Source organism: Dysgonomonas sp. 216, from assembly GCF_010501065.1.
GTDB lineage: Bacteria > Bacteroidota > Bacteroidia > Bacteroidales > Dysgonomonadaceae > QVMM01.
Genome location: NZ_QVMM01000016.1, coordinates 1 through 22,191, shown reverse-complemented (window position 1 = coordinate 22,191; position 22,191 = coordinate 1). Strand labels below are relative to the sequence as shown.

The following is a 22,191-nucleotide window of genomic DNA, read 5'->3' as shown; positions in this document are numbered from 1 at the left end:
ATTTTACACAAGAAATAAACAAATAATTAATACACTGAAACCAAGAACGAAAAAGAAGAGATAGAATCCCAAACTTCCGTTTTGCAATTTCTTTGCAGGGAACGAAAGTATGCCAAAAATGACACCAATTCCTTTAAAGATATTCTTTAGAAACTTTTCTACCACTTGTTCAAAAAATGTAGACAACACATACATCGGCTTTATAAACAATGCATTATATATTTCGTCGATATAATATTTATTATAAAGAACTTTTGCAAATCCGGTAATCTTACTATCCTCGGCGGGAACCGACATTTTTTTGACATATAAGTAATAAGCTATACCAAGACCAGCAAGGGCAATTACCGTAGACACACACATCAACACTATAGCTTCGGTAGATAATGTATGTTCAACAAACGCTAACTGTGGTAAAACCGGTTCAAGAAAATGATTCAGCCAACTAAGCCCTCCCGGTAAACTTATAACACCTCCGAATAAGGCTAAAACAGCCAAAACAACTAAAGGTATTGTCATACTCTTAGGCGACTCATGCAAATGATGCTTTTGTTCGTTCGTACCTCTAAAATCATTAAAGAAAGTAAGGAACAGAACACGAAACATATACACCGCAGTAAGTAACGATGCCAATGCTGCAATTACCCACAATATTTTATTACCTTCGAATGCTGCCAACATTATTTCGTCTTTAGAGAAAAATCCTGCCAAGGGAGGAATACCCGAAATAGCAACTGTTGCAATGGCAAATGTTGCATAAGTTATAAACATTACCTTCTTTAGTCCGCCCATTTTTCGCATATCCTGTTCTCCGCCCATCGCATGGATAACCGAACCCGAACCTAGAAATAAACAAGCTTTAAAGAAAGCATGTGTTATTACATGAAAAACAGCTACATGGTATGCTCCCAACCCTAGGGCAAGAAACATCAGCCCCAATTGCGATACAGTAGAATATGCCAATACCTTTTTGATATCAGTTTGCGCTATTGCAATGGATGCTGCAAATAAAGAGGTTACAGCCCCCACAATAGCAATTAAAGCCTGAATATCCGGAGTAAGATCAAATATAAAATTAAGGCGCGTTATCATAAAAATACCTGCTGTTACCATCGTTGCAGCATGTATCAAAGCCGATACAGGAGTTGGTCCTGCCATAGCATCGGGCAACCATGTATATAAAGGAATCTGAGCACTTTTACCCGTAGCACCTATAAAAAGGGCAAAAGCAGCCACTCCTAACAGCGGATCGGGGCTCGTTGCCAACTGTTTCAACGATACATAATCGACAGTATTGAAAAGATATGCCAGAGTAAATATCCCGATAAGAAAGCCCAAGTCTCCTATACGGTTCATGATGAATGCCTTTTTTGCAGCATCATTATATTTCTGATTCCTAGACCAAAAGCCTATCAATAAATAGGAACAAATACCTACACCTTCCCATCCTATAAATGTTACAAGCAAGTTACTTCCCGTAACCAGTACATTCATAAAAAATATGAACAGATTGAGATATGAGAAATAACGGTCGATATTTCTGTCATCGCGCATATATCCTATCGAATAGATATGGATTAACGCACCTATACCTGTTACAACCAGTAACCAAAGTAACGAAAGCTGATCGAGTGTAAAAGATAGATCTACCGAAAATTCCTTAAAAGTCATCCATTCAAACAGACGTATATATGCTATCGTTCCGGTCGACAGAATCTGTATAAAAAAGTATAACGAAATAACAAAACTAATAAGTACTGCTGTTGTAGCTATAAGACCTGTTGTTTTTCGCCCGACAATGCTCTTCCCGACAAGAAGATTAATTACAAATCCTATAAACGGGCTAAGCAGAAGTATTATGACTAATATTTTTTCCATTCAGCTTTATCCTTTTAAATTTTTTAATTCGTCAGTATCAATCGACCCTACGTTACGGTATATAGCAACCAGTATAGCCAAGCCTACTGCAACTTCGGCAGCAGCAACAGCTAACGAGAAAATAACAAACACCTGTCCGCTGGTATCCTGATGGTATACGGAAAACACTGCCAATAGCATATTTCCGGCAGCAAGCATCAGTTCTACCGACATTAGCATAACGATTGTACTTCTACGGTATAATAACCCGATTGCACCTACACAAAACAGAAGTATGCAGAGATAAATATAATTATCGATACCCACTTGTTCTAATATATTATTCAGCATGGCTTAGGCTTTTTTTTCTCTTTTTGAAATTAATACAGCTCCTATCATTGCAGTTATCAGTAAGATAGAGGCAAACTCGAATGGTAGAAAATATTCATCGAGCAACACTTGCCCTATAACAGCTACCGATTGAAAGTCTGTACCTACCGATTTATATGTTTCTATTACCGGAACCGATTTTAATAATGCAGCAAATAATACGACTCCCATAAGACAAGCCGAAACAGCTGCTGCTATACGACTAATTATTTTCTTTTTCGGCTCGTGCTGCTCACTCAAATTCATTAACATCAGGGTAAAGAGCAATAGCACAATTATCGCTCCGGCATAAACCACAATGTTAACTACGGCCAGAAACAACGCATTCAGCATCAGGAAATGCCCCGATATAGAAAAGAAGCAAATAATCATATACACCGCACTATGCACAGGATTTTTCGACAAAACTGTTAATAGTCCCGTACCAAGTGTTATAGCTGCCAGAATATAAAAAATTATTGTAATCATATTAATTATTTTCAATCAAACTTTCTAGCTTTAGCATCTTCTACCGAAATTACAAGCTTATCTTTTGCATATATAAAATCTTTTCTGTCTAATTTGGGTTTTACCAACAGTTTTGATTTTGTAAGATAAATTGCTTGCTTTGGGCACGCCTCTTCACATAATCCGCAAAATATACAGCGTAGCATATTTATTTCATATTCTGCCGCATACTTTTCTTCCCTATAGAGGTGTTCTTCTCCCTTTTTTCTTTCGGCTGCCACCATTGTTATAGCCTCTGCCGGACAAGCCAATGCACACAGCCCGCAAGCTGTACAACGTTCGCGTCCTTCTTCATCACGCATTAATAGATGCTGCCCCCTGTAAACCGGACTAAATTCACGTTGTTGTTCGGGGTACTGTATTGTATTTTTTTTCTTAAAAAAATGCTTAATAGTAGTAGCTAAACCTCCTATTATAGCAGGCAGGTATATACGCTCCCAAAAAGTCATCTTCTTATCGACAACTTCTGCCTTCCGTCCTGATAAGGATATATCTTTTATTGACATTTCAATTCTTTTTATTACGAGCCAAAATACTCAACAACCAACATTACGATACCTATTATAAATATATTAGCTATTGCCAACGGGAAAAGTATCTTCCATCCCAACTTCATCAACTGATCGTACCTGAATCTTGGTATTGTCCAACGTACCCACATATAGAAGAAAATAAAGAATAATATTTTTCCTAACAGGGCTAAGAAACCTAAAATACTGGCTATATTTACACCCCAATTTTCTCTGACCCAGTCGATAAACGGATAATTATAACCTCCGAAAAATAATACCGAAATCAAGGCCGAAGAAAAGAACATACTTGCATATTCCGAAAACATAAAGAATCCCATTCCCAGCGAAGAGTATTCAGTATGATGGCCATTTACCAGTTCCGATTCGCATTCGGGTAAATCGAACGGCGTACGGTTACACTCGGCAAACGAACAAACAAGAAATATAAGGAAAGTAAGTGGTTGGTAAATTATATTCCACTGCATTCCATGCCATCCGCTTTGTTGTTCAGTTATACTAACTAAACTCAACGAGCCTGTCATCATCACTAAAGCTATGATAGAAAGTCCCATTGCTATTTCGTACGAAATCATTTGAGCTCCGGCACGTATACTCCCAATCAACGAATATTTATTGTTTGATGCCCAGCCTCCGATAACTATACCATATACACCAGTAGACAATATTGCTACAATGTAAAGAATCGCAACATCTACATCTCCAATATAACCTTTGACTTCGCCATAACCGGGTATTTCAAATTTGTCGGCCCAAGGAATAACCGAACTTCCTAAAAGCGACACAGTCATGGCAATAGCCGGACCTGCCAAAAACAATATTTTATTAGGAGTATTCGGCATGAATTCTTCTTTTGCAAAAAGCTTTGCTCCATCGCAAATAGGCTGTAGCAACCCAAATATACCGGCACGGTTAGGTCCATATCGGTCTTGCAAAAATCCGGCGACTTTTCGTTCCGCATATGTCGCATACAAGGCAATAAGCATAGTTAAAGCGAATACGAGAACTATAAAAATCAATTTTTCAATAATAAATGCAATTTCCATATCTTATTCTGTTGTACCTATCTTATTGTTCTTTTGCTTTCTTTATAGCTTCTTTCTCCTTTTCGTCAAAAGGAGTATTGGGCATACTTATCTTCTGCCTATCCTCTTCACGTCCTTCAAGAATAAGGTCATCGGCATTAATCTTCACATTTTTCAGATCACGGGTATAGTTATTTACATTTTTTACCGAATGTCTTTCAAATTTGCGAGGACCCTCAATAACCCAGTCTTCAACATTCTTATGTTCAAAACGACATTCGTTACATATAAACTCTTCCGCTTCGTTCCATTGATCTTTGCGCGCTGTAACCCGAAGCACATCATCTCCAAACATCCAAAGGACAACATCGCCCGAACATTTCGAACACTGACGATGAGCATTAAATTTCTTGGTAAACCACACACGCGACTTGAACCGGAATGTTTTATCAGTCAATGCCCCTACCGGACATACATCTATTACATTACCCGAGAAATCGTTATCAATTGCATTTTTTATATATGTCGATATCTGGGCATGATCGCCACGACCAATTACTCCATGTACACGTTCTGGTGTTAATTGATCGGCCAATTTTACACAACGATAACATAAAACACAACGGTTCATATGCAATTGTATATATGGACCGATATCTTCGGGCTCGAATGTTCTCTTCTTCTCGGTAAAACGCGAACGGAAATTTTCATTTCCATAGGCCAAATCCTGAAGGTCACACTCTCCTGCCTGATCGCAAACAGGACAATCGAGCGGATGATTAATCAACAAAAATTCAGAAACAGCCCTTCGGGATATTTTTGCTCTGTCGGATGTAGCGCTTTTCACCTCCATTCCATCCTGTACTGCAGTAACGCACGAAGGCTGTAGTTTTGGCATAGGACGAGGATCTTTTTCACTTCCTTTCGTCACTTCAACCAAGCAACAACGGCATTTCCCCCCACAATCTTCGAGCTTGGAGTAATAACACATGGTAGGAGGAACACTGTCGCCTCCGACAATACGGGCAGCTTGCAGAATTGTAGTTCCCTGCTCAACTTCTATTGTATGCCCATCTATTGTTATTTTCATTTTTTGTTGGCTTTTTGTATTTCAGAAACATTTACATATTACATAATTTGTAATATAAATCGACCGATTATTTAACCTAATAAGTGACGAACCTTTTCCATAGGTTCGCTTGTAAAGTGATCTCTATTCTTAATTTTTTCAGGAAAACGTATATGATATTCAAATTCCTCGCGAAAATGCCTTATGGCTGCTGCTACAGGCCACGCTGCAGCATCGCCAAGCGGACATATAGTATTTCCTTCTATTTGACTCTGAATGCTCCAAAGTAGCTCGATGTCTTCTTCCCTACCCTGACCGGTTTCTATCCGATGAAGTATTTTATCCATCCATCCAGTTCCTTCTCTGCAAGGAGAACACTGTCCGCAACTTTCGTGATGAAAGAAACGGGAAAAGTTCCAAGTGTTCCGTACAATACAAGCTGTATCGTTGTATACAATAAAGCCTCCTGAGCCTAAAGATGAGCCTGTAGTAAAACCTCCATCAGCTAATGATTCGTACGAAACCAAACGATCTTCGCCATTAACTGTTTTGAAAATGTATTGCGTTGGTAAAATAGGTACAGATGCCCCTCCGGGTATTATTGCTTTCAACGGACGATCATCCATCATTCCGCCACAATATTCATCAGAATAGAAAAACTCTTCCATCGACATTCCTAATTCTATCTCATATACACCGGGATTTTTCACATGCCCCGAAACAGACATCAGTTTTGTTCCTGTAGATCGTCCTATTCCTATTTTTGCGTATTCCTCTCCTCCATTATTTATTATCCACGATACAGAAGCAATAGACTCAACGTTGTTTACAACCGTCGGCTCATTCCATAATCCGCTAACAGCCGGAAAAGGCGGCTTAATACGAGGATTACCCCGTTTACCTTCCAACGACTCGATAAGTGCTGTTTCTTCTCCGCAAACGTATGCTCCGGCACCGCAATGAACATAAAGGTCAAGGTCGTAACCTGTCCCTAATATATTTTTACCCAACCAACCGTTTGCATAAGCTTCTTTTATGGCTTTTTCCAGTATCTTAAATAACCACATATACTCGCCACGAATATATATGTAAGAAAGATTAGCTTCCAGTGCATAACTGGCAACAATAGCACCCTCGATAAGTAAATGTGGAATATGGTGCATCAGAAAACGGTCCTTAAATGTTCCCGGTTCCGACTCATCGGCATTTACAACCAAATGACGAGGTTTTCCCGATTTTTTATCGATGAAACTCCATTTCATACCCATAGGAAATCCTGCACCTCCACGACCACGTAATCCCGATGTTTTCACCTGTTCGATTACATCATCCGGAGTCATACTCTTTAATGCCTTTTCAACAGAAGCATATCCACCATTTTTGCGATAAACATCATATTCCTGAATATCGGGAATATTTATTTTTTCTAATAATATTTTTCTACTCATCGCAAAACTTAATAAAGGGTTACTTTTCCTTGTTTACACTCTTCTATCAAAATATCTATTTTCTCTTTCGTAAGTTTTTCGTGATAATTATCACCCAATTGTAACATTGGCCCGTAACCACAAGCACCCAAACACTCAACACCTACTACGCTGAACATGCCGTCAGCCGTTGTCTCGCCTTGTTTTACTCCTAGTTTTGCGCAGGTATATTCCATCAAATCTTCGCCTCCACGCAATCCGCAGCATGATGTACGACAAAATTCGAACATATACTTAGCCACAGGCTTTTGGTTAAACATCGTATAAAATGTTACTACCTCGTATACTTCGATAGGTTTAACTTCCAATATTTCAGCAACCTTGTTCATCAGCTCAACACTCAACCAATTATCATGAGCATCTTGCACAGCATGAAGCACGGGTAACATTGCCGACTTTTTCTTATCAGCCGGATAATGACTCAACAACTCGTTAATACGGGCTGTCAACTCGTCTGTGATATTAATATCTTGCTTATAATTTCTTTCCATAATACAAATAAAAGACACTATGCATCCAATTCTCCTGCTATGACATTTATACTAGATAGCGTAGCCACTGCGTCAGAAAATAAACCTCCTTTTATTAATTCGGGAAATGCCTGATAATAGACAAAACAGGGTCGGCGAAAATGTAAACGGAACGGAGAACGTGATCCGTCAGTTATTAAATACATGCCTAACTCTCCATTTGCCGCCTCTACCGAATGATATACTTCTGCTATAGGAACAGGTATCTCGCCCATTACAATTTTAAAATGATCGATAAGAGCCTCCATCTCGTTATAAACAGCATCTTTAGGTGGAAGGTAATAATCGGGAACATCGGCATGATATGAACCCGAAGGCATATTGTCGCGTGCCTGACGAATAATCTTAAGACTTTCCTTTATCTCAGCCGAACGCACACACCAGCGATCATACGTATCTCCCGATTCCCCAACGGGTATTACAAAATCGAAATCCTCATACGAACTATATGGTTTTGCTGTACGCACATCATAATCGACCCCTGTTGCACGCAAGTTAGGCCCTGTAAACCCATAGTTGATTGCTTTTTCTGCCGAAATAGCTCCTACCCCAACAATACGATCCATAAATATACGATTACGGAGGAATAAGTCCTCTAATTCGCTCCAAGCTTTCGGAAAACCTTCGAGAAACTCATCCAGTTTACGCCATGCAGCTTCACTCCAGTCTCTTTCGAATCCTCCTATACGTCCCATATTAGTAGTCATACGGGCACCACAAATTTCTTCGTATATTTCGTAAGCCAATTCACGATATTTCATTACATAAAGGAATGGCGTGTATGCACCTAAATCTACACCAAGTATAGAGTTACAAATAAGATGGTCGGTAATACGAGCAAGTTCCATAATGATAACCCGCATATATTGTGCACGCTTAGGGACTTCTACACCTAAAGCTTTTTCAACCGTCATCCACCAAGCCATATTATTAAGCGGCGAAGAACAGTAATTAAGACGATCTGTTAATGTCGTAATCTGATAGAAAGTCCTGTTCTCTGCTATCTTTTCAAATGCACGATGAATGTACCCGATAGTAGTTTCGGCATCTACAATTCGTTCACCATCTAATAATAATATATTCTGAAACACTCCGTGAGTAGATGGATGAGTAGGGCCAAAATTCAATACATTCAACTCTCTTCCGTCTTCGAAGGTTTGTTCTCTTACAATTTTCGCAAAGCGATGTTCTTGATTTATCTGTTTATCCGACATATCTTACTTTGCTATTTATTGGGTTCATAATTATTAGGAGTTCTTCCAAAGAAACGGTCGTCTTTATCTGTACGTCCTGAGTCTTCCATCGGAAATTCTTTACGCATAGGGAACGAAGTCATACCTTCATCATTCAATATTCGTTTCAGATTAGGATGTCCTTTAAATACAATTCCATAAAAGTCATATGTTTCCCGCTCCATCCAATTCGCCGATGCGAATATATCGACAACAGAGTCAACCTCCGGCTTAGCTCCATTCAGAAAAGTTTTCACTCTCACTCGTACATTATCTATCCAATTATGAAGATGATAAACTACCGCAAACTGAGTATCTTTATTATTATCGGGATAATGTACTCCACATAAATCTGTCAGAAAATTAAAACGCAATGTATCATCTTCTTTCATAAAATGAATAACTGCTTTTATTGTAGCAGGCGTAGCCTCAAAAGTAAAGATATCATGCTCCATTCTGAAGTTAAAAGCTGAATCCCCGAACTTCTCTCCTATCTTATTTTCAATAATTGTTGTATCAAGTGCCATTATTCCAATTATTCAAATTTGTACGACTTCAAAAGTTCGTCATATCTTTCCGAACTCCGACGTTTTATCGATTCGTGTTTTACTAATTCCTGTAACTGCATTACACCGTCAAGAATCTGTTCGGGACGAGGAGGGCAACCCGGAACATATACATCTACAGGGATTACCTTATCTATGCCTTGCAATACCGAATAGGTGTCGAATATTCCACCCGAAGAAGCACAAGCCCCCACCGCAATTACCCATTTGGGCTCTGCCATTTGTTCATAAACATGCCTAAGTATAGGTGCCATTTTTTTCGATATGGTTCCCATAACAAGCAACATATCTGCCTGACGTGGAGAAAAACTATTACGCTCGGCCCCAAAACGACCCATATCGTAAGTAGAAGCCATAGTTGCCATAAATTCTATTCCACAACAAGAGGTAGCAAAAGGCAATGGCCATAAAGAGTTAGCTCTTGCCAACCCTATGACATAATCAAACTTTGTAGCAAAAAAACCATGCCCCATATATCCTTCGGGAGCCGGTACTACATTTATATTAGATGATTTACTGCTCATAACCATGTATTATTTTTCCCATTCTAAAGCCTTACGCTTAACAATGTACAGATACCCCACTAATAAAAGTGCAATAAAACCTCCCATCTTTAGTAATCCGTCCAATCCTATAGCTTTAAAGTTTACAGCCCAAGGATACATAAATACAATCTCGATGTCGAAAAGGACAAAAAGAATTGCAACTAAAAAATATTTCACAGAAAACGGAGAGCGCGCATTCCCCAATGGATCTAGCCCACATTCAAAATTCGCAAGTTTCCGCGCACTTTTTCTTTTCGGACCAATCATATTCGACACAAATACAGTAAGTGTCACAAATATTGCCGAAAATGCAACTTGCATCAAAATGGGTATAAAATCGTATAAATTTGAGTTCATAACCTAACTACTAATACTCTTTAATTTTATAGCATGCAAAGTTACTTTTTTTGTTTATCAGAAAAGAACAAAATAATACATAATAATTAATTTATTTATTGCCACAGGCATATCCAGAACGCAAAATAAAGTCATTTTGCATAGTGAAGTTTACAAATTTGCATCTCTATAAATATAAGTAAAATTTAGAGGGTAAATCAGAAATATATTTACTCCATTTTTTTCAAAAAAAAATCAACAAATAAGAGAAAACAAAAATTAGACTAACATCTATAAATTAGTCATATTACAGAATAACAAGCAAGAGAATTATAGCAAACATCTTTTTGTTAATATTCCGAAACCTGATGTAACAAAAAATTAGACTCTTTGTTATATGTTAAATTCAATGTTTAATTAAAAGATAAATATCAATGAAATTAATATCAATTCTTTCTACTTTCTTTCTGGTATCACTAAGCGGAATTTATGCTCAAGACAATAAACCTGTATTAGATATCATGCTTTCTAATTACGAATACCCCTTTAGTGTAAAATATGCAAAAATAGAAAGTCAAGGACAACAACTAAAAATGGCTTACATGGATATCAACCCGTCGTCGAACAATGGAAAAACAGTAGTTTTGCTGCATGGCAAAAATTTCAACGGAGCCTACTGGAAAACAACTGCCGAAGCCTTAATAAAAGAAGGTTACCGTGTTATAATACCAGATCAGATAGGATTCGGAAAATCGTCTAAACCAATTGGTTACCAATTCACTTTTCAGCAACTTGCTATAAATACCAAGAAAATATTAGACGAACTTCAAATAAGCAAAATACATTTATTAGGACACTCGATGGGAGGAATGTTAGCTACACGTTTTACACTAATGTACCCCAATATTGTAGAGAAATTGATTCTCGAAAATCCTATCGGACTCGAAGATTGGAAACTTGTTGCCCCCTACACCAGCATTGACGAAAATTATGAAACCGAATTACAAGCCAATTACGAAACGGCTAAAAAGTATCAGTCGGAATTTTATTACAACAACCAATGGAAGCCCGAATATGACGAATGGGTATACTTACTAACAGGATGGGTAAAAAACACAAACTATCATATAGTTGCAATGAACAATGCCCAAACTTCCGATATGATTTTCACACAACCTGTTATTTATGAATTTGAACGTATAACAGTACCTACTCTATTAATAATTGGAACTCGTGACCGTACTGCTATTGGGAAAAACAAGGTTAAAGATTCAACCATTAGAGACAATATGGGACTCTATCAGGATTTAGGAAAAGAAACCCGGGATAGAATACCTAATTCAACACTTATTGAACTGGATAATGTAGGTCATTTACCACATATAGAAGCTTTCGATAGATTTATAACCCCATTTATTGATTTTTTACAGTAAAATAAATTCAATAAAAAAGAACAACTAACTATTTAATAACAAATTAACATGAGAAATAAACAGAAACTCTTAATGATAGATAAAAACACTCAAACAAATACTTCCATCTGTATGTTTTAGAAATGAAACAAACTTCTAAAACAAAAAATTATGAAATTATTAGATCGAAATATCGATTTAGGACTGCTTGTCCTTCGATTAAGTATAGGAGTACTTATGTTACTACACGGAGTAAACAAAATCTTTAACGGGATAGGTTTTATTGAACAACAGATTATAGACTCGGGACTACCGACAATATTTGCTTATGGTGTTTATATAGGCGAAGTAATTGCTCCATTATTAATTATTGGGGGTATTGCAACCCGTTTAGCTTCAGGAATATTTGCTATAAATTGTTTGGTAGCTATGCTAATGGTACACAGTGCCGATATATTTAGCATAACACCAGTTGGAGGTTGGGGCGTAGAACTATTGGGATTATATCTGTTTGGAGCTTTAGCTCTTGTTTTTACCGGCGGAGGAAAATATGCCTTAAGTAAGAAATATATATGGGACTAAATTCCATTATCACAAAGTAGAGAAGAGAATAAGAGGCTGAATCCGTTATTGGACACAGCCTCTTATAGTATATGGATATAATATTAACCTATCACAACAAGGTCAACGCCTTCGAGCACCGAGTCGCCTGCAGCTACCTTAACTTCTTTTACAACACCATCTACAGTAGCGGCAATTGCATTTTCCATTTTCATAGCTTCGAGCATAACTACAGTATCACCTTTTTTCACAGCATCGCCTACTTTTACTTTGATATCGATAATGATACCCGGTAGCGGCGATTTTATAGTTCCTGCGCCACCTCCTGACGGACGGCTTGCACTTGCCGATGAAGCTGCACTTGTTACAGGACGCTGAATTTTTGGGATAGAAGCTTCAGGCTCTTCTTTTTTCTCAAGTTCTACAGTGTACGCAGTTCCATTAACAGTAACTTCGGCCAATGTATCTTCTTTTTTATCTACGGCAACTTCATATTCTTTGCCGTTAATTTTATATTTAAAAGTTTTCATATCGAAATAGCTTTACTTTCTGATTGGGGTTTGCAACATACCAAACGATTTATCGCACCATGGCTGATAATCCTGAGGCTTTCTTTTAATTGTTATCACTTTAGCTTCCACATCATGAACTTCATCCTGTAAATCGAAGATAGCCATCGATATAGCTGCTAACACATCACCCGGAATATTATTATTACTCATAATCCTATTTTTTATTGAGGTTCTCTAATAATATTATAATTATAGTGGCAGATTATCGTGCTTTTTAGCAGGATTAGTCTGACGTTTTGTTCTCAATTGTTCCAAAGCACGGATTACACGGAAACGTGTATTACGAGGTTCGATAACATCGTCGATATACCCATAACGAGCAGCATTGTAAGGATTTGAGAATAATTTATTATATTCTTCTTTCTTGGCAGCCGCAACTTCCGCTTGCTTTTGAGGATCTGTTTCTGCTTTAATTTCTTTTGCATAAAGAACTTCTGCAGCACCATCAGCACCCATAACTGCAATTTCGGCAGTAGGCCAAGCATAGTTTAAATCGCCACGAAGTTGTTTACAACTCATTACAATATGCGAACCTCCATACGATTTACGTAATGTAACAGTTACTTTTGGCACTGTAGCTTCTCCGTAAGCATATAAAAGTTTTGCACCATGTGTGATAACAGCTCCGTACTCTTGTCCTGTTCCGGGTAGGAATCCGGGAACATCCACCAAAGTAACCAAAGGAATATTAAATGCATCGCAAAAACGCACGAAACGAGCAGCTTTACGAGAAGCATTGATATCCAATACGCCTGCCAAATATTTTGGTTGGTTTGCGACTACCCCAACAGACTGACCATTGAAACGAGCGAAACCAATAATGATATTTTTTGCATAAGCTGAATGTACTTCTAGGAATTCTCCATCGTCGATAATAGCTCCGATAACCTCATACATATCGTATGGTTTATTTGGATTATCAGGGATAATTTCGTTCAACAAATCATCCATTCTCGATACAGGATCAGTACACTCTTTACGAGGAGCTTCTTCCATATTATTCGAGGGTAAGAAGCTTAATAAGTGACGAATTAATGTTAAACCATCATCTTCGTTTGCCACAGAAAAATGAGCAACCCCCGATTTTGTTGTATGAACCGATGCTCCACCAAGTTCTTCTTGTGTAACATCCTCACCCGTTACGGTTTTCACCACTTTAGGACCAGTAAGGAACATATATGATGTACCTTCTGTCATGATATTAAAGTCTGTTAAAGCCGGAGAATACACAGCTCCACCAGCACAAGGCCCGAAGATTCCCGAAATTTGAGGAATAACACCTGATGCTAAAATATTACGTTGGAATATTTCGGCATATCCGGCAAGTGCATTTACACCTTCCTGAATACGAGCACCTCCCGAGTCGTTGATACCAACGCATGGCGCACCCATTTTCATTGCCATATCCATAACTTTACAAATTTTCATTGCCATAGTTTCGGACAACGATCCACCGATAACAGTGAAATCCTGAGCAAAGATATAAACTAAACGTCCACCGATTGTTCCACAACCGGTAACAACACCATCTCCAAGGAATTTTTGTTTATCCATCCCGAAATTTGTCGAACGGTGTTCAACAAACATGTCGAACTCTTCAAAACTACCTTCATCTAACAAGATAGCAATACGTTCACGTGCTGTATACTTTCCTTTTGCGTGCTGAGCTTCGATTCTTTTTTCACCACCTCCTAGGCGTGCTTTTTCACGAAGTTCAATAAGCTCTCTTACTTTTTCAAGTTGGCTCATGTCTTTATGATTTTTGTTATATTAGTTTTTTAGATAAATCTGTATAAACATCTAAAAGACCTCACAACCCAAAGGCTATAAAGTCTTTTCTTTGATTTATTTTTTAGGGTCTTCACACAACTCTGTTAACACCCCTTTGGTTGATTTTGGATGAAGAAAAGCTATACTAAGGCCTTCGGCTCCACCACGTGGTGCTTTATCTATTAATTGCACACCTTTTTCTTCTACTTCTTTAAGTGCATTTGCTACACCATCGGCTACACTGAATGCAATATGGTGTATACCTTCACCTTTTTTTTCCAGGAATTTAGCAATTGTACTATCGGGGCTTGTTGGCTCCAGCAATTCGATTTTTGTTTGACCAACTTTAAAAAATGCTGTTTTTACTTTTTGATCTTCAACAACCTCAATATTATAACATTTTAAGCCTAAAACGCCTTCATAGTAAGGTAAACTTTCTTCAATGCTATTTACAGCAATCCCAAGATGTTCAATGTGTGAAATATCCATGACTTTTTTTATTGAGTTTATAAAAATTTGACTGTGCAAAAGTAACATTAAATTGTAAGACCAAGAAATTAAAGCGAATGAAAATAACCTACTTGTTTGTAAAAAACATTTGCTCAAAATCTGCCCCTTATACTTCTTTTACATTTACCGAAAGCAGCCATCGCACATTATATTTATATAGATAAAAAAAGGGACACATCAAATGATACATCCCTTTAGCCATTTTATTATTCTGGATTATTTATCCTAAATAACTTTTCAATAATTTACTTCGTGAATTTTGCCTCAATCGTTTTATAGCCTTTTCTTTAATCTGACGTACACGCTCGCGTGTTAACTGAAATTTATCACCAATTTCTTCGAGTGTCATTTCCTGACAACCTATACCAAAGAACATTTTGATAATTTCACTTTCTCTTTCTGTCAATGTAGATAAAGCCCTTTCGATTTCTTGTTGCAACGACTCGTTGATAAGTGTTCGGTCGGCAATTGGAGCATCGTCATTTACCAAAACATCAAGTAAGCTGTTATCCTCTCCTTCGACAAACGGAGCATCCATCGAGATATGCCTTCCTGAGACTTTTAGTGAATCGGCAATTTTATCAACCGGAATATCCAGTTCATCTGCTAATTCTTCAGCCGATGGCTTACGCTCATGCTCTTGTTCGAATTTCGAGAAAGCTTTACTGATTTTATTCAACGACCCTACCTGATTTAAAGGCAAACGAACAATACGCGATTGCTCTGCCAAAGCCTGTAAAATCGATTGGCGAATCCACCACACCGCATAACTGATAAATTTGAACCCTCTTGTTTCATCAAATTTTTCAGCAGCTTTTATCAACCCAAGATTTCCTTCGTTGATAAGGTCTGGCAAACTTAAACCCTGATTCTGATATTGTTTAGCTACAGACACCACAAAACGCAGATTGGCTCTTGTCAATTTCTCTAAAGCAGCCCTATCTCCTCTTTTTATGGCTTGTGCTAACTCAACCTCTTCCTCAACAGTAATAAGATCTTCACGCCCAATCTCTTGTAGATACTTATCAAGCGATGCGCTTTCACGATTTGTAATTGATTTGGTAATCTTTAACTGCCTCATTGTAGACGGTTTATTTAGTCAATATTCAAAAGGAGTGCAAATATAGCATTTTTTTATCAATATTTCAACCCCTTACCTCCAAAAAAGTACAATATATACTCAATTCTTTGTTGTGTACAATTATAACGCTTGACCCTAACCTTTAGTTGAGAGTCAAGCGTTAAAAAAATAGAGTTTATGAAAAGTTGTTTGAATTTTTTATTATTCGCCCAAATCTATTGCATAATAACGAGTTCTGCCATTCGGGTAAAAACCTGCAATAAACAAACCTTTATCTCGTGATTGCCCTACAGACAATATTACTTTTTCAACATCTTCGGGTGTAGACACTGGCTGATCATTGAGTTTTAATATTATAAAGCCTTTGCTTATTCCTGCAGCCTTAAATTTACCATCTCCGTCAACACCTGCAACTTCAACTCCAAAACTTACTCCGTATTCTTTCTTTTTATCCGACGATAGCTCATTAAAGGCGGCACCCACCGATGCCAACGGATCGGATTTCTTCACTATAGAAGTACTTCCGTCATTATTTTTCAGTACAACTTCGTATGTTTTATCCGATGTACCTCGTCTTACCTTTACCTTTACCTTATCGCCCGGACGATGGCGACTAACTTGATCCTGAAGCTCTCCTGTGTTACGTACTTTTATATTGTTTACTTCAACAATTACGTCACCCTCCAGCAAACCTGCTTCTTTAGCAGGACTTCGGTCAGCAAAATCGTTTACATATACGCCTTCTGTCACTTTTATATCTTTTGTTTTATCGGGATAAGCCTCTTTTGCATTAGCTATATCGGTAATAACAATACCTAACACCGCACGCTGAACAGCACCATATTCCTTCAAATCGGCAACCACTTTGCCCGCAATAGAAATAGGTACAGCAAAACCATAACCTGCAAACGATCCGGTTTGTGAATATATGGCAGTATTAATACCTACCAATTCTCCTTTTGTATTTACCAACGCACCACCACTATTACCGGGATTTATTGCAGCATCGGTCTGGATGAATGATTGTATACTCGATTGGTTACCCGATCCTATTCCTCCACGTGCCTTAGCACTTACAATACCGGCTGTTACTGTCGACGTAAGGTTAAACGGATTACCTACCGCAAGCACCCATTCGCCCACTTTCAGTTCATCGGAACTACCAATAGGAATAATGGGATAATTATCCCCTTCTATCTTCAATAATGCTATATCGGTAGTGGGATCGGCACCTATAAGCTTAGCCGAGAACTTACGGTTATCGCTTAACGTAACTTCCAGTTCGTTAGCTTTGTCTACAACATGGTTATTGGTTATAATATAACCATCTTTCGAAATTATAACTCCAGACCCCGACCCTATACTGGGTTGTTGAGGTTGCTGCTGATATCCCCTGTCTCCAAAACCGAAAAAGTACTCAAACGGATCGACCATTCTTTGTTGGCTTCTTCTGGTTTCTTGTTTTATAACCGACTTAATGTGTACAACTCCATGTACCGAATTTTCTGCTACTTTAGTAAAATCGGGGTATCCTTCTGCCGTAAGACTCGCCAGATGCAGATTCTTTTCATTGTTCTGCCCTGCAAAAGTTTCGAAAATATCGGTAGAACCTCCACCTGTTTTCGATTTTTCTAAATAACTGTAAGTTGCATATGTAGCACCAACACTTATAGCTGCTACAAGCACATAAGTAAACAAATTACTCCATATTTTCTTCATATCTTCAATATTAAAATATTAAACTTTATTTTCTCAAATGTATACACAAATAACATTCAAAAAAACAGTAGTAGTTCGTATTTTTAACACTTTTAACCTGTCTAAAAACAGCTTAACAGGGTTTAACGTGAGACAAGTATCGATACTCCTTTTTTAACATTACGGATGACACTTTGACAGAATACTTTGTCAAAAATACAGACGAGATACACTTCATACAACACTACATTATTGTGTTTGACATACATATTTCATCATAAAATTACCCGCGACAAGGTTATACAAACAAAACCTTGTGCGGGTAATAGATAAATTTTACTTAACTACAAATTACTAGTGTATAGTATAGCTTACTCCTCCCATAAGCCAAAATCCGGGTTGCGGAATACTTGTCAGGTCAAAATAGCCAGTATCGTATAAATTGTTGACATTTATATAGAAACGCATACTGTTATATGTGTAGTTCAGTTTAAGATCGAGAGTCGAATACGATTTGAAGGGCGCTGATTTTCCTGTATTTTCAGTACCTTCATATACTTCATATTTTCCCATACGTTTTTGAAAGCGGAAGAACCAACTAGCCGAAAAATCGCCATATATACGATGATGAAATTGCGTAGTAAGTTTATCCCGTAAATAACTCATCGAATATTTCGAAATCAATCCTTTTGTATCCGAATCTCCATTCAGGCGGGTATATTCGACCGACAATAAGGAGGCTTCCCCAAGCACAGGTAAAAATTTGCCTAACCTAAACTTTACACCGGCCTCTACCCCTTTTGTATTAAGTTTTGTATGATTCCATGAAGCCCAAGTATCATTTGGATTTTCTTTTACCCAATCGATAATATTGCGTCCCCACATAAAAAAGCCCGTTGCATAAGCACTCATAAATGTATTGTGGTATTTGACGCCTAAATCAAACGACTCCGACCGCTCTGGCTTTAAGCCTTCGTTAGCTGTATGTGTTTCGGTTGAATAGTAAAGATCGACAAAAGTAGGTATGCGTGTCGATTTACTCCACGATGAAGACAAGCTAACATTGTTTGTGGCACGATAAGTTGCCGAAACCGCAGGATAAAATTTATACTTCTTTTTCTCCAGGGTATTATGGTTCATCATAACACCTGCCGACATATTGAACTTATCGATTGTAAATGAATGTTCTAAACTGATACTTGCATTTGTCCGATCGTCGTATTTTGTATATTTTCGGTGAGGCTCAACCATTTCCTTCCCCAAATTAGTACTCATTATATCTTCCTTACGTAATTCACTGCCCAAGCTGGTACTTCCGAACTTCGAACGATAGAGGAATATCAAATTTGCACCATAAGTATCATTCCGATGGAAATTACGCCCCACAGGAGTATCTTTTATCAAGTCAAATTGGTCGTGATGCCTGTTCCAATAGATTATGGGAATAAACTTTAGTACCGAGCCAAACTCGCCTTTAAGCGAACCCAGATAAGTACTTGTCCGTTCGTACTGATTTGGATATTTTGGCGAATAAAAGGTGTTTGCTCCATACTTTTTATCGTTATATCCTAATTGCAGATCAATTTTAGACCCATTTTCGAGGCTAAAACGGCTTTGCCATAGGGCATTGAATATATTATAGTCGCTATTATCGGTATACCCGTCCGATGAATTATGCGTAACAGACAAGCTGTTTGATGTTGCATCCGAATCGACTGCGCCACGCACTTCTATACCTTTAAGGTTATGCATACCGCCCTCTACTTTGGCATATAGTTTCGAATCGGCTTTTTTCTTTGTTATTATATTTATCCCCCCCGAGAACGCACTCGAACCGTAGATTAGTGCAGATGGTCCGTGGATGATTTCAATACGTTCGATATCTGAAAGACTGATGGGAATATCCAGGTTGTAGTGTCCTGTGTGTGCGTTGGTTATATTTACTCCGTTAAGAAGTATTGCGTTTTGGTCGGAAGATCCTCCCCTGATTGAAATATCGGCCTGAACCCCATGAGCTCCGCGTTGAATCACATCAATTCCGGCCACATAAACAAGTAAATCCTGTATACTCTGGACGGGCGCCTGCGCTACCTGCTCTTTGCTTATAACCGTAACTTGCTTAGCTGTCTGATTTAATGGCACTTCAACCTTTGCCGCCGTTACCATTACTTCTTCCAGCTCTTTCTCCATTGTGTACAACTGTTCTCCCTCAACCGAGGTTGTTGCCTGAGCCTTTACTTCTCCTGCATTGGCAAACACAAGCATACCACCTGTTACAACTCCAATGCTTACAACTTTATGCATACTATTAAAAGCAGCATAAGCCGTTTTAACAAACCGCCGGAAGCGATACGTTCCGGATTTAAAAAACATTTTCTGTTTCATAATTTAAATTATTAAAATTTGACGGCGCAAAGGTATAAAATACTTAAAACACCTTACCATTTAATAACTAATTTATGCACATTCTTGCCTTACAATTCTACTTATATAGAATTAATACTCTTCAATAAAGCATTGTAGTACGTATTTTCAGAAAACCTGACATACCTGACGGTTTTATTGTTTTCTCGCTCCTCTATATCTCCTCTGTGAAGAGATTTTATTCTTTAATTATATTCGCGGCCTTACATATCATTTCCACGCATGATCGAAGATCACTTGCAAAACTGTACAATTTAAAAGAACACTTGTATGTTCCTTAATTCTACCAACATAGAATTACATCTTATCGAAAGCACTCTAAAAAGACTTAAATTGCAAAACCTGACATACCTGACAACATTTAGTTATTTCGATTTACTGTTGGTTGAGAACTGTAAACCGATAAAACCTGACACTTCTGACAGTTTTTCTGTTTTATTTATTATCTCTATGAACAATGTTTTCCATAACTATTAATCGCTGATATATAAACAAATATCAACTACCGATTGCATTATTACCCATTTTTATAAGTTGCTTCTTTTTTATCCCTTTATAGATAAAACTAAACCAAATAGGAAGAATAATACCTTTACATGTAGTAGTTATAGCCATTGCCCACCAAACGCCAATTATACCAATGTTTTTTGCCAGAATATAAGCTAGAGGAATACGGAGCAAATTAAAAGTCATATTTATAACGGCAGGAGGAATAGTGCGCCCCACTCCATTAAACATTCCCTGAGTTGTAAGCTCAAACATCATAAATATTTGAACAATACCCATTATTGCCAAGTATTCGGCACCCGCAGCCATCGCTTCTTCTTCAGGAATTATAATCCCGAATATTTGCTTTCCGTACAGGATAAAAGCCGCACTTATCACAATTCCCAAACTCACCATTATAGTCATTGTGTATAAGTAAGCATTTTTGCCCCGTTCTATTTTTCCTGCTGCATAATTCTGTGCGATAAAAGCACTCAATGCTGTAGAAAATCCTTGCGAGGTAGTCCATGTAACCGCTTCTATTTGTCCCCCTGTTGTTTGAGTCATTAAACCTATGTGACCGCCAAAAGAAGAAGCAACACGTGCCAATAATATATTTATTGAAGAATGTATACAGTTCATAACCGACACCGGCGCACCAAGATAAAATATCCGTTTTACATACTCGATACGGGGTTTTATCAGGATAGGAAAACGACCGACTATACCTGCACCAACTTTAAGCTTAAATATAAAAAAACCACAAACAAATAATTGTGCTATAACTGTGCCAAGTGCCGCACCATGTATTCCCATTTCGGGGAAAGGCCCTAATCCGAATATAAAAAGAGGATCGAGAACCATATTCAATGCCAACCCCGCCGAATTTACGGTAAAGGGGGTTACACTGCGTCCAGCTCCATTATATATACCCGAAAAGGCAAACGATAGAAACTGAAAAGGTAAGCAGATTGTAAGCATCCGCAGATACACAACGGCATCGGTCGTTATATTGGCAGGCAATTTAAAAAACGAAAGTATTTGTGGTGCAAAAATGCAAAATCCCGCCGACCACAATACTCCTATTATTACGGCTATTGTAGTGGAATGCGATGCAAACAACAAAGCTCTGCGATTTTTTCTGGCACCTAACGATTGCCCTACCGACACTTCGGATCCAATCATTGCTAATATAGCAATGGTTGAAGATAACCACAACAGCATTCCTATAGCGCCTATTGTAGCTTCGGCCTCCGAGCCTAAACGTCCAACCCAAAACATAGCCATCAGGTTATAAGCCATTTGCACAAAGCTGGTTCCCATTAAAGGTAAAGCAAGTTTTAGCAATCCTGTTAAAATGCTGCCAATCGTTAAATCTCTATAATTTGATTTCACTTCAATTAGTCCTTAAACAATCCTTAAATATCCTTTTTCTCAATTTGGGCAACAAAGATATAAAGATTAAAATTACAAATAATGAAAAAACAAAAAGGAGATAACTTTTTTCAAGCCATCTCCTTTTATCCTCGTTATGTCCCGTCCTAATATAGGTTGACACAAAAAAAGTCACCTTATGAAAGATTTACAACCAACATCATTAAAA

The 22,191-nt window shown here is 37.9% G+C and carries 22 protein-coding genes; 2 read left to right on the top strand and 20 right to left on the bottom strand.

Annotated features, from left to right (window positions below):
* Positions 1–3 precede the first annotated feature (3 nt).
* From nuoL to D0T53_RS09835, 12 genes are all read right to left on the bottom strand, one after another.
* Positions 4–1,878: an NADH-quinone oxidoreductase subunit L gene (nuoL, locus tag D0T53_RS09890; RefSeq protein ID WP_163267418.1), complete on the bottom strand. Its 1,875-nt coding sequence runs from the start codon at positions 1,876–1,878 to the stop codon at positions 4–6.
* Between the two features lie 6 nt (positions 1,879–1,884).
* Positions 1,885–2,208 (bottom strand): NADH-quinone oxidoreductase subunit NuoK, encoded by a 324-nt coding sequence (nuoK, locus tag D0T53_RS09885; protein WP_163267415.1) that lies wholly within the window; start codon positions 2,206–2,208, stop codon positions 1,885–1,887.
* A gap of 3 nt (positions 2,209–2,211) precedes the next feature.
* Positions 2,212–2,715 carry an NADH-quinone oxidoreductase subunit J gene (locus tag D0T53_RS09880; RefSeq protein ID WP_163267413.1) on the bottom strand — a complete coding sequence of 168 codons (504 nt, stop codon included), beginning with the start codon at positions 2,713–2,715 and terminating at the stop codon, positions 2,212–2,214.
* An 11-nt stretch (positions 2,716–2,726) separates the two neighbouring features.
* The gene (locus tag D0T53_RS09875) at positions 2,727–3,260 is read right to left on the bottom strand and encodes an NADH-quinone oxidoreductase subunit I (protein WP_163267411.1); all 534 of its coding nucleotides are present in this window, start codon (positions 3,258–3,260) and stop codon (positions 2,727–2,729) included.
* A 14-nt stretch (positions 3,261–3,274) separates the two neighbouring features.
* Complete coding sequence (nuoH, locus tag D0T53_RS09870) at positions 3,275–4,330, bottom strand: NADH-quinone oxidoreductase subunit NuoH (RefSeq protein ID WP_163267409.1); 1,056 nt, start codon at positions 4,328–4,330, stop codon at positions 3,275–3,277.
* Positions 4,331–4,352: 22 nt separating this feature from the next.
* Positions 4,353–5,399 carry a 2Fe-2S iron-sulfur cluster-binding protein gene (locus D0T53_RS09865; protein ID WP_163267407.1) on the bottom strand — a complete coding sequence of 349 codons (1,047 nt, stop codon included), beginning with the start codon at positions 5,397–5,399 and terminating at the stop codon, positions 4,353–4,355.
* A gap of 71 nt (positions 5,400–5,470) precedes the next feature.
* Positions 5,471–6,826, bottom strand: a complete 1,356-nt coding sequence (gene nuoF, locus D0T53_RS09860; RefSeq protein WP_163267405.1) for an NADH-quinone oxidoreductase subunit NuoF — start codon at positions 6,824–6,826, stop codon at positions 5,471–5,473.
* Between the two features lie 8 nt (positions 6,827–6,834).
* Positions 6,835–7,356, bottom strand: coding sequence for an NAD(P)H-dependent oxidoreductase subunit E (nuoE, locus tag D0T53_RS09855; RefSeq protein ID WP_163267403.1), 522 nt, complete (start codon positions 7,354–7,356; stop codon positions 6,835–6,837).
* A 17-nt stretch (positions 7,357–7,373) separates the two neighbouring features.
* Positions 7,374–8,609, bottom strand: coding sequence for an NADH dehydrogenase (quinone) subunit D (gene nuoD, locus D0T53_RS09850; protein WP_163267400.1), 1,236 nt, complete (start codon positions 8,607–8,609; stop codon positions 7,374–7,376).
* 11 nt (positions 8,610–8,620) lie between these two features.
* On the bottom strand, positions 8,621–9,154 hold the full coding sequence (locus tag D0T53_RS09845) for an NADH-quinone oxidoreductase subunit C (RefSeq protein ID WP_163267398.1): 534 nt from the start codon (positions 9,152–9,154) through the stop codon (positions 8,621–8,623).
* An 8-nt stretch (positions 9,155–9,162) separates the two neighbouring features.
* Positions 9,163–9,717: an NADH-quinone oxidoreductase subunit B gene (locus D0T53_RS09840; protein ID WP_163267396.1), complete on the bottom strand. Its 555-nt coding sequence runs from the start codon at positions 9,715–9,717 to the stop codon at positions 9,163–9,165.
* 9 nt (positions 9,718–9,726) lie between these two features.
* On the bottom strand, positions 9,727–10,095 hold the full coding sequence (locus tag D0T53_RS09835) for an NADH-quinone oxidoreductase subunit A (RefSeq protein WP_163267394.1): 369 nt from the start codon (positions 10,093–10,095) through the stop codon (positions 9,727–9,729).
* Positions 10,096–10,508: 413 nt separating this feature from the next.
* Between D0T53_RS09835 and D0T53_RS09830 the strand changes: the two genes are divergently transcribed.
* On the top strand, positions 10,509–11,507 hold the full coding sequence (locus D0T53_RS09830) for an alpha/beta fold hydrolase (protein WP_163267392.1): 999 nt from the start codon (positions 10,509–10,511) through the stop codon (positions 11,505–11,507).
* Between the two features lie 150 nt (positions 11,508–11,657).
* Entirely contained in the window at positions 11,658–12,068 is a 411-nt protein-coding gene (locus tag D0T53_RS09825; protein ID WP_163267390.1) for a DoxX family protein, read from the top strand.
* A gap of 83 nt (positions 12,069–12,151) precedes the next feature.
* On the opposite strand, the gene D0T53_RS09820 is transcribed toward D0T53_RS09825, so the two are convergent.
* The 8 genes from D0T53_RS09820 to D0T53_RS09785 all read right to left on the bottom strand — a co-directional run bounded on the left by D0T53_RS09820 (position 12,152) and on the right by D0T53_RS09785 (position 21,983).
* Complete coding sequence (locus tag D0T53_RS09820; RefSeq protein ID WP_163267388.1) at positions 12,152–12,577, bottom strand: biotin/lipoyl-containing protein; 426 nt, start codon at positions 12,575–12,577, stop codon at positions 12,152–12,154.
* Positions 12,578–12,589: 12 nt separating this feature from the next.
* Entirely contained in the window at positions 12,590–12,769 is a 180-nt protein-coding gene (locus tag D0T53_RS09815; protein WP_163267386.1) for a hypothetical protein, read from the bottom strand.
* A 39-nt stretch (positions 12,770–12,808) separates the two neighbouring features.
* The gene (locus D0T53_RS09810; RefSeq protein WP_163267384.1) at positions 12,809–14,368 is read right to left on the bottom strand and encodes an acyl-CoA carboxylase subunit beta; all 1,560 of its coding nucleotides are present in this window, start codon (positions 14,366–14,368) and stop codon (positions 12,809–12,811) included.
* Positions 14,369–14,464: 96 nt separating this feature from the next.
* Positions 14,465–14,878, bottom strand: coding sequence for a methylmalonyl-CoA epimerase (gene mce / locus D0T53_RS09805; protein WP_163267382.1), 414 nt, complete (start codon positions 14,876–14,878; stop codon positions 14,465–14,467).
* Positions 14,879–15,119: 241 nt separating this feature from the next.
* Entirely contained in the window at positions 15,120–15,980 is an 861-nt protein-coding gene (locus D0T53_RS09800; RefSeq protein WP_163267380.1) for an RNA polymerase sigma factor RpoD/SigA, read from the bottom strand.
* Positions 15,981–16,181: 201 nt separating this feature from the next.
* Complete coding sequence (locus tag D0T53_RS09795) at positions 16,182–17,699, bottom strand: Do family serine endopeptidase (RefSeq protein WP_163267378.1); 1,518 nt, start codon at positions 17,697–17,699, stop codon at positions 16,182–16,184.
* Positions 17,700–18,032: 333 nt separating this feature from the next.
* Positions 18,033–20,063 carry a TonB-dependent receptor gene (locus D0T53_RS09790; protein ID WP_163267376.1) on the bottom strand — a complete coding sequence of 677 codons (2,031 nt, stop codon included), beginning with the start codon at positions 20,061–20,063 and terminating at the stop codon, positions 18,033–18,035.
* A gap of 537 nt (positions 20,064–20,600) precedes the next feature.
* On the bottom strand, positions 20,601–21,983 hold the full coding sequence (locus D0T53_RS09785; RefSeq protein ID WP_163267374.1) for an MATE family efflux transporter: 1,383 nt from the start codon (positions 21,981–21,983) through the stop codon (positions 20,601–20,603).
* Between the last annotated feature and the right edge of the window lie 208 nt (positions 21,984–22,191).

Bases quoted from the DNA above. Each gene is read 5' to 3' on its own strand.
- D0T53_RS09830 (WP_163267392.1), top strand. From the start codon at position 10,509: ATGAAATTAATATCAATTCTTTCTACTTTCTTTCTGGTATCACTAAGC.
- D0T53_RS09820 (WP_163267388.1), bottom strand. From the start codon at position 12,577: ATGAAAACTTTTAAATATAAAATTAACGGCAAAGAATATGAAGTTGCC.
- nuoK (WP_163267415.1), bottom strand. From the start codon at position 2,208: ATGCTGAATAATATATTAGAACAAGTGGGTATCGATAATTATATTTAT.
- nuoE (WP_163267403.1), bottom strand. From the start codon at position 7,356: ATGGAAAGAAATTATAAGCAAGATATTAATATCACAGACGAGTTGACA.
- D0T53_RS09800 (WP_163267380.1), bottom strand. From the start codon at position 15,980: ATGAGGCAGTTAAAGATTACCAAATCAATTACAAATCGTGAAAGCGCA.
- D0T53_RS09845 (WP_163267398.1), bottom strand. From the start codon at position 9,154: ATGGCACTTGATACAACAATTATTGAAAATAAGATAGGAGAGAAGTTC.
- nuoD (WP_163267400.1), bottom strand. From the start codon at position 8,609: ATGTCGGATAAACAGATAAATCAAGAACATCGCTTTGCGAAAATTGTA.
- nuoH (WP_163267409.1), bottom strand. From the start codon at position 4,330: ATGGAAATTGCATTTATTATTGAAAAATTGATTTTTATAGTTCTCGTA.
- D0T53_RS09790 (WP_163267376.1), bottom strand. From the start codon at position 20,063: ATGAAACAGAAAATGTTTTTTAAATCCGGAACGTATCGCTTCCGGCGG.
- D0T53_RS09840 (WP_163267396.1), bottom strand. From the start codon at position 9,717: ATGAGCAGTAAATCATCTAATATAAATGTAGTACCGGCTCCCGAAGGA.
- D0T53_RS09815 (WP_163267386.1), bottom strand. From the start codon at position 12,769: ATGAGTAATAATAATATTCCGGGTGATGTGTTAGCAGCTATATCGATG.
- D0T53_RS09810 (WP_163267384.1), bottom strand. From the start codon at position 14,368: ATGAGCCAACTTGAAAAAGTAAGAGAGCTTATTGAACTTCGTGAAAAA.
- mce (WP_163267382.1), bottom strand. From the start codon at position 14,878: ATGGATATTTCACACATTGAACATCTTGGGATTGCTGTAAATAGCATT.
- nuoF (WP_163267405.1), bottom strand. From the start codon at position 6,826: ATGAGTAGAAAAATATTATTAGAAAAAATAAATATTCCCGATATTCAG.
- D0T53_RS09875 (WP_163267411.1), bottom strand. From the start codon at position 3,260: ATGTCAATAAAAGATATATCCTTATCAGGACGGAAGGCAGAAGTTGTC.
- D0T53_RS09795 (WP_163267378.1), bottom strand. From the start codon at position 17,699: ATGAAGAAAATATGGAGTAATTTGTTTACTTATGTGCTTGTAGCAGCT.
- D0T53_RS09880 (WP_163267413.1), bottom strand. From the start codon at position 2,715: ATGATTACAATAATTTTTTATATTCTGGCAGCTATAACACTTGGTACG.
- D0T53_RS09865 (WP_163267407.1), bottom strand. From the start codon at position 5,399: ATGAAAATAACAATAGATGGGCATACAATAGAAGTTGAGCAGGGAACT.
- D0T53_RS09835 (WP_163267394.1), bottom strand. From the start codon at position 10,095: ATGAACTCAAATTTATACGATTTTATACCCATTTTGATGCAAGTTGCA.
- D0T53_RS09825 (WP_163267390.1), top strand. From the start codon at position 11,658: ATGAAATTATTAGATCGAAATATCGATTTAGGACTGCTTGTCCTTCGA.
- nuoL (WP_163267418.1), bottom strand. From the start codon at position 1,878: ATGGAAAAAATATTAGTCATAATACTTCTGCTTAGCCCGTTTATAGGA.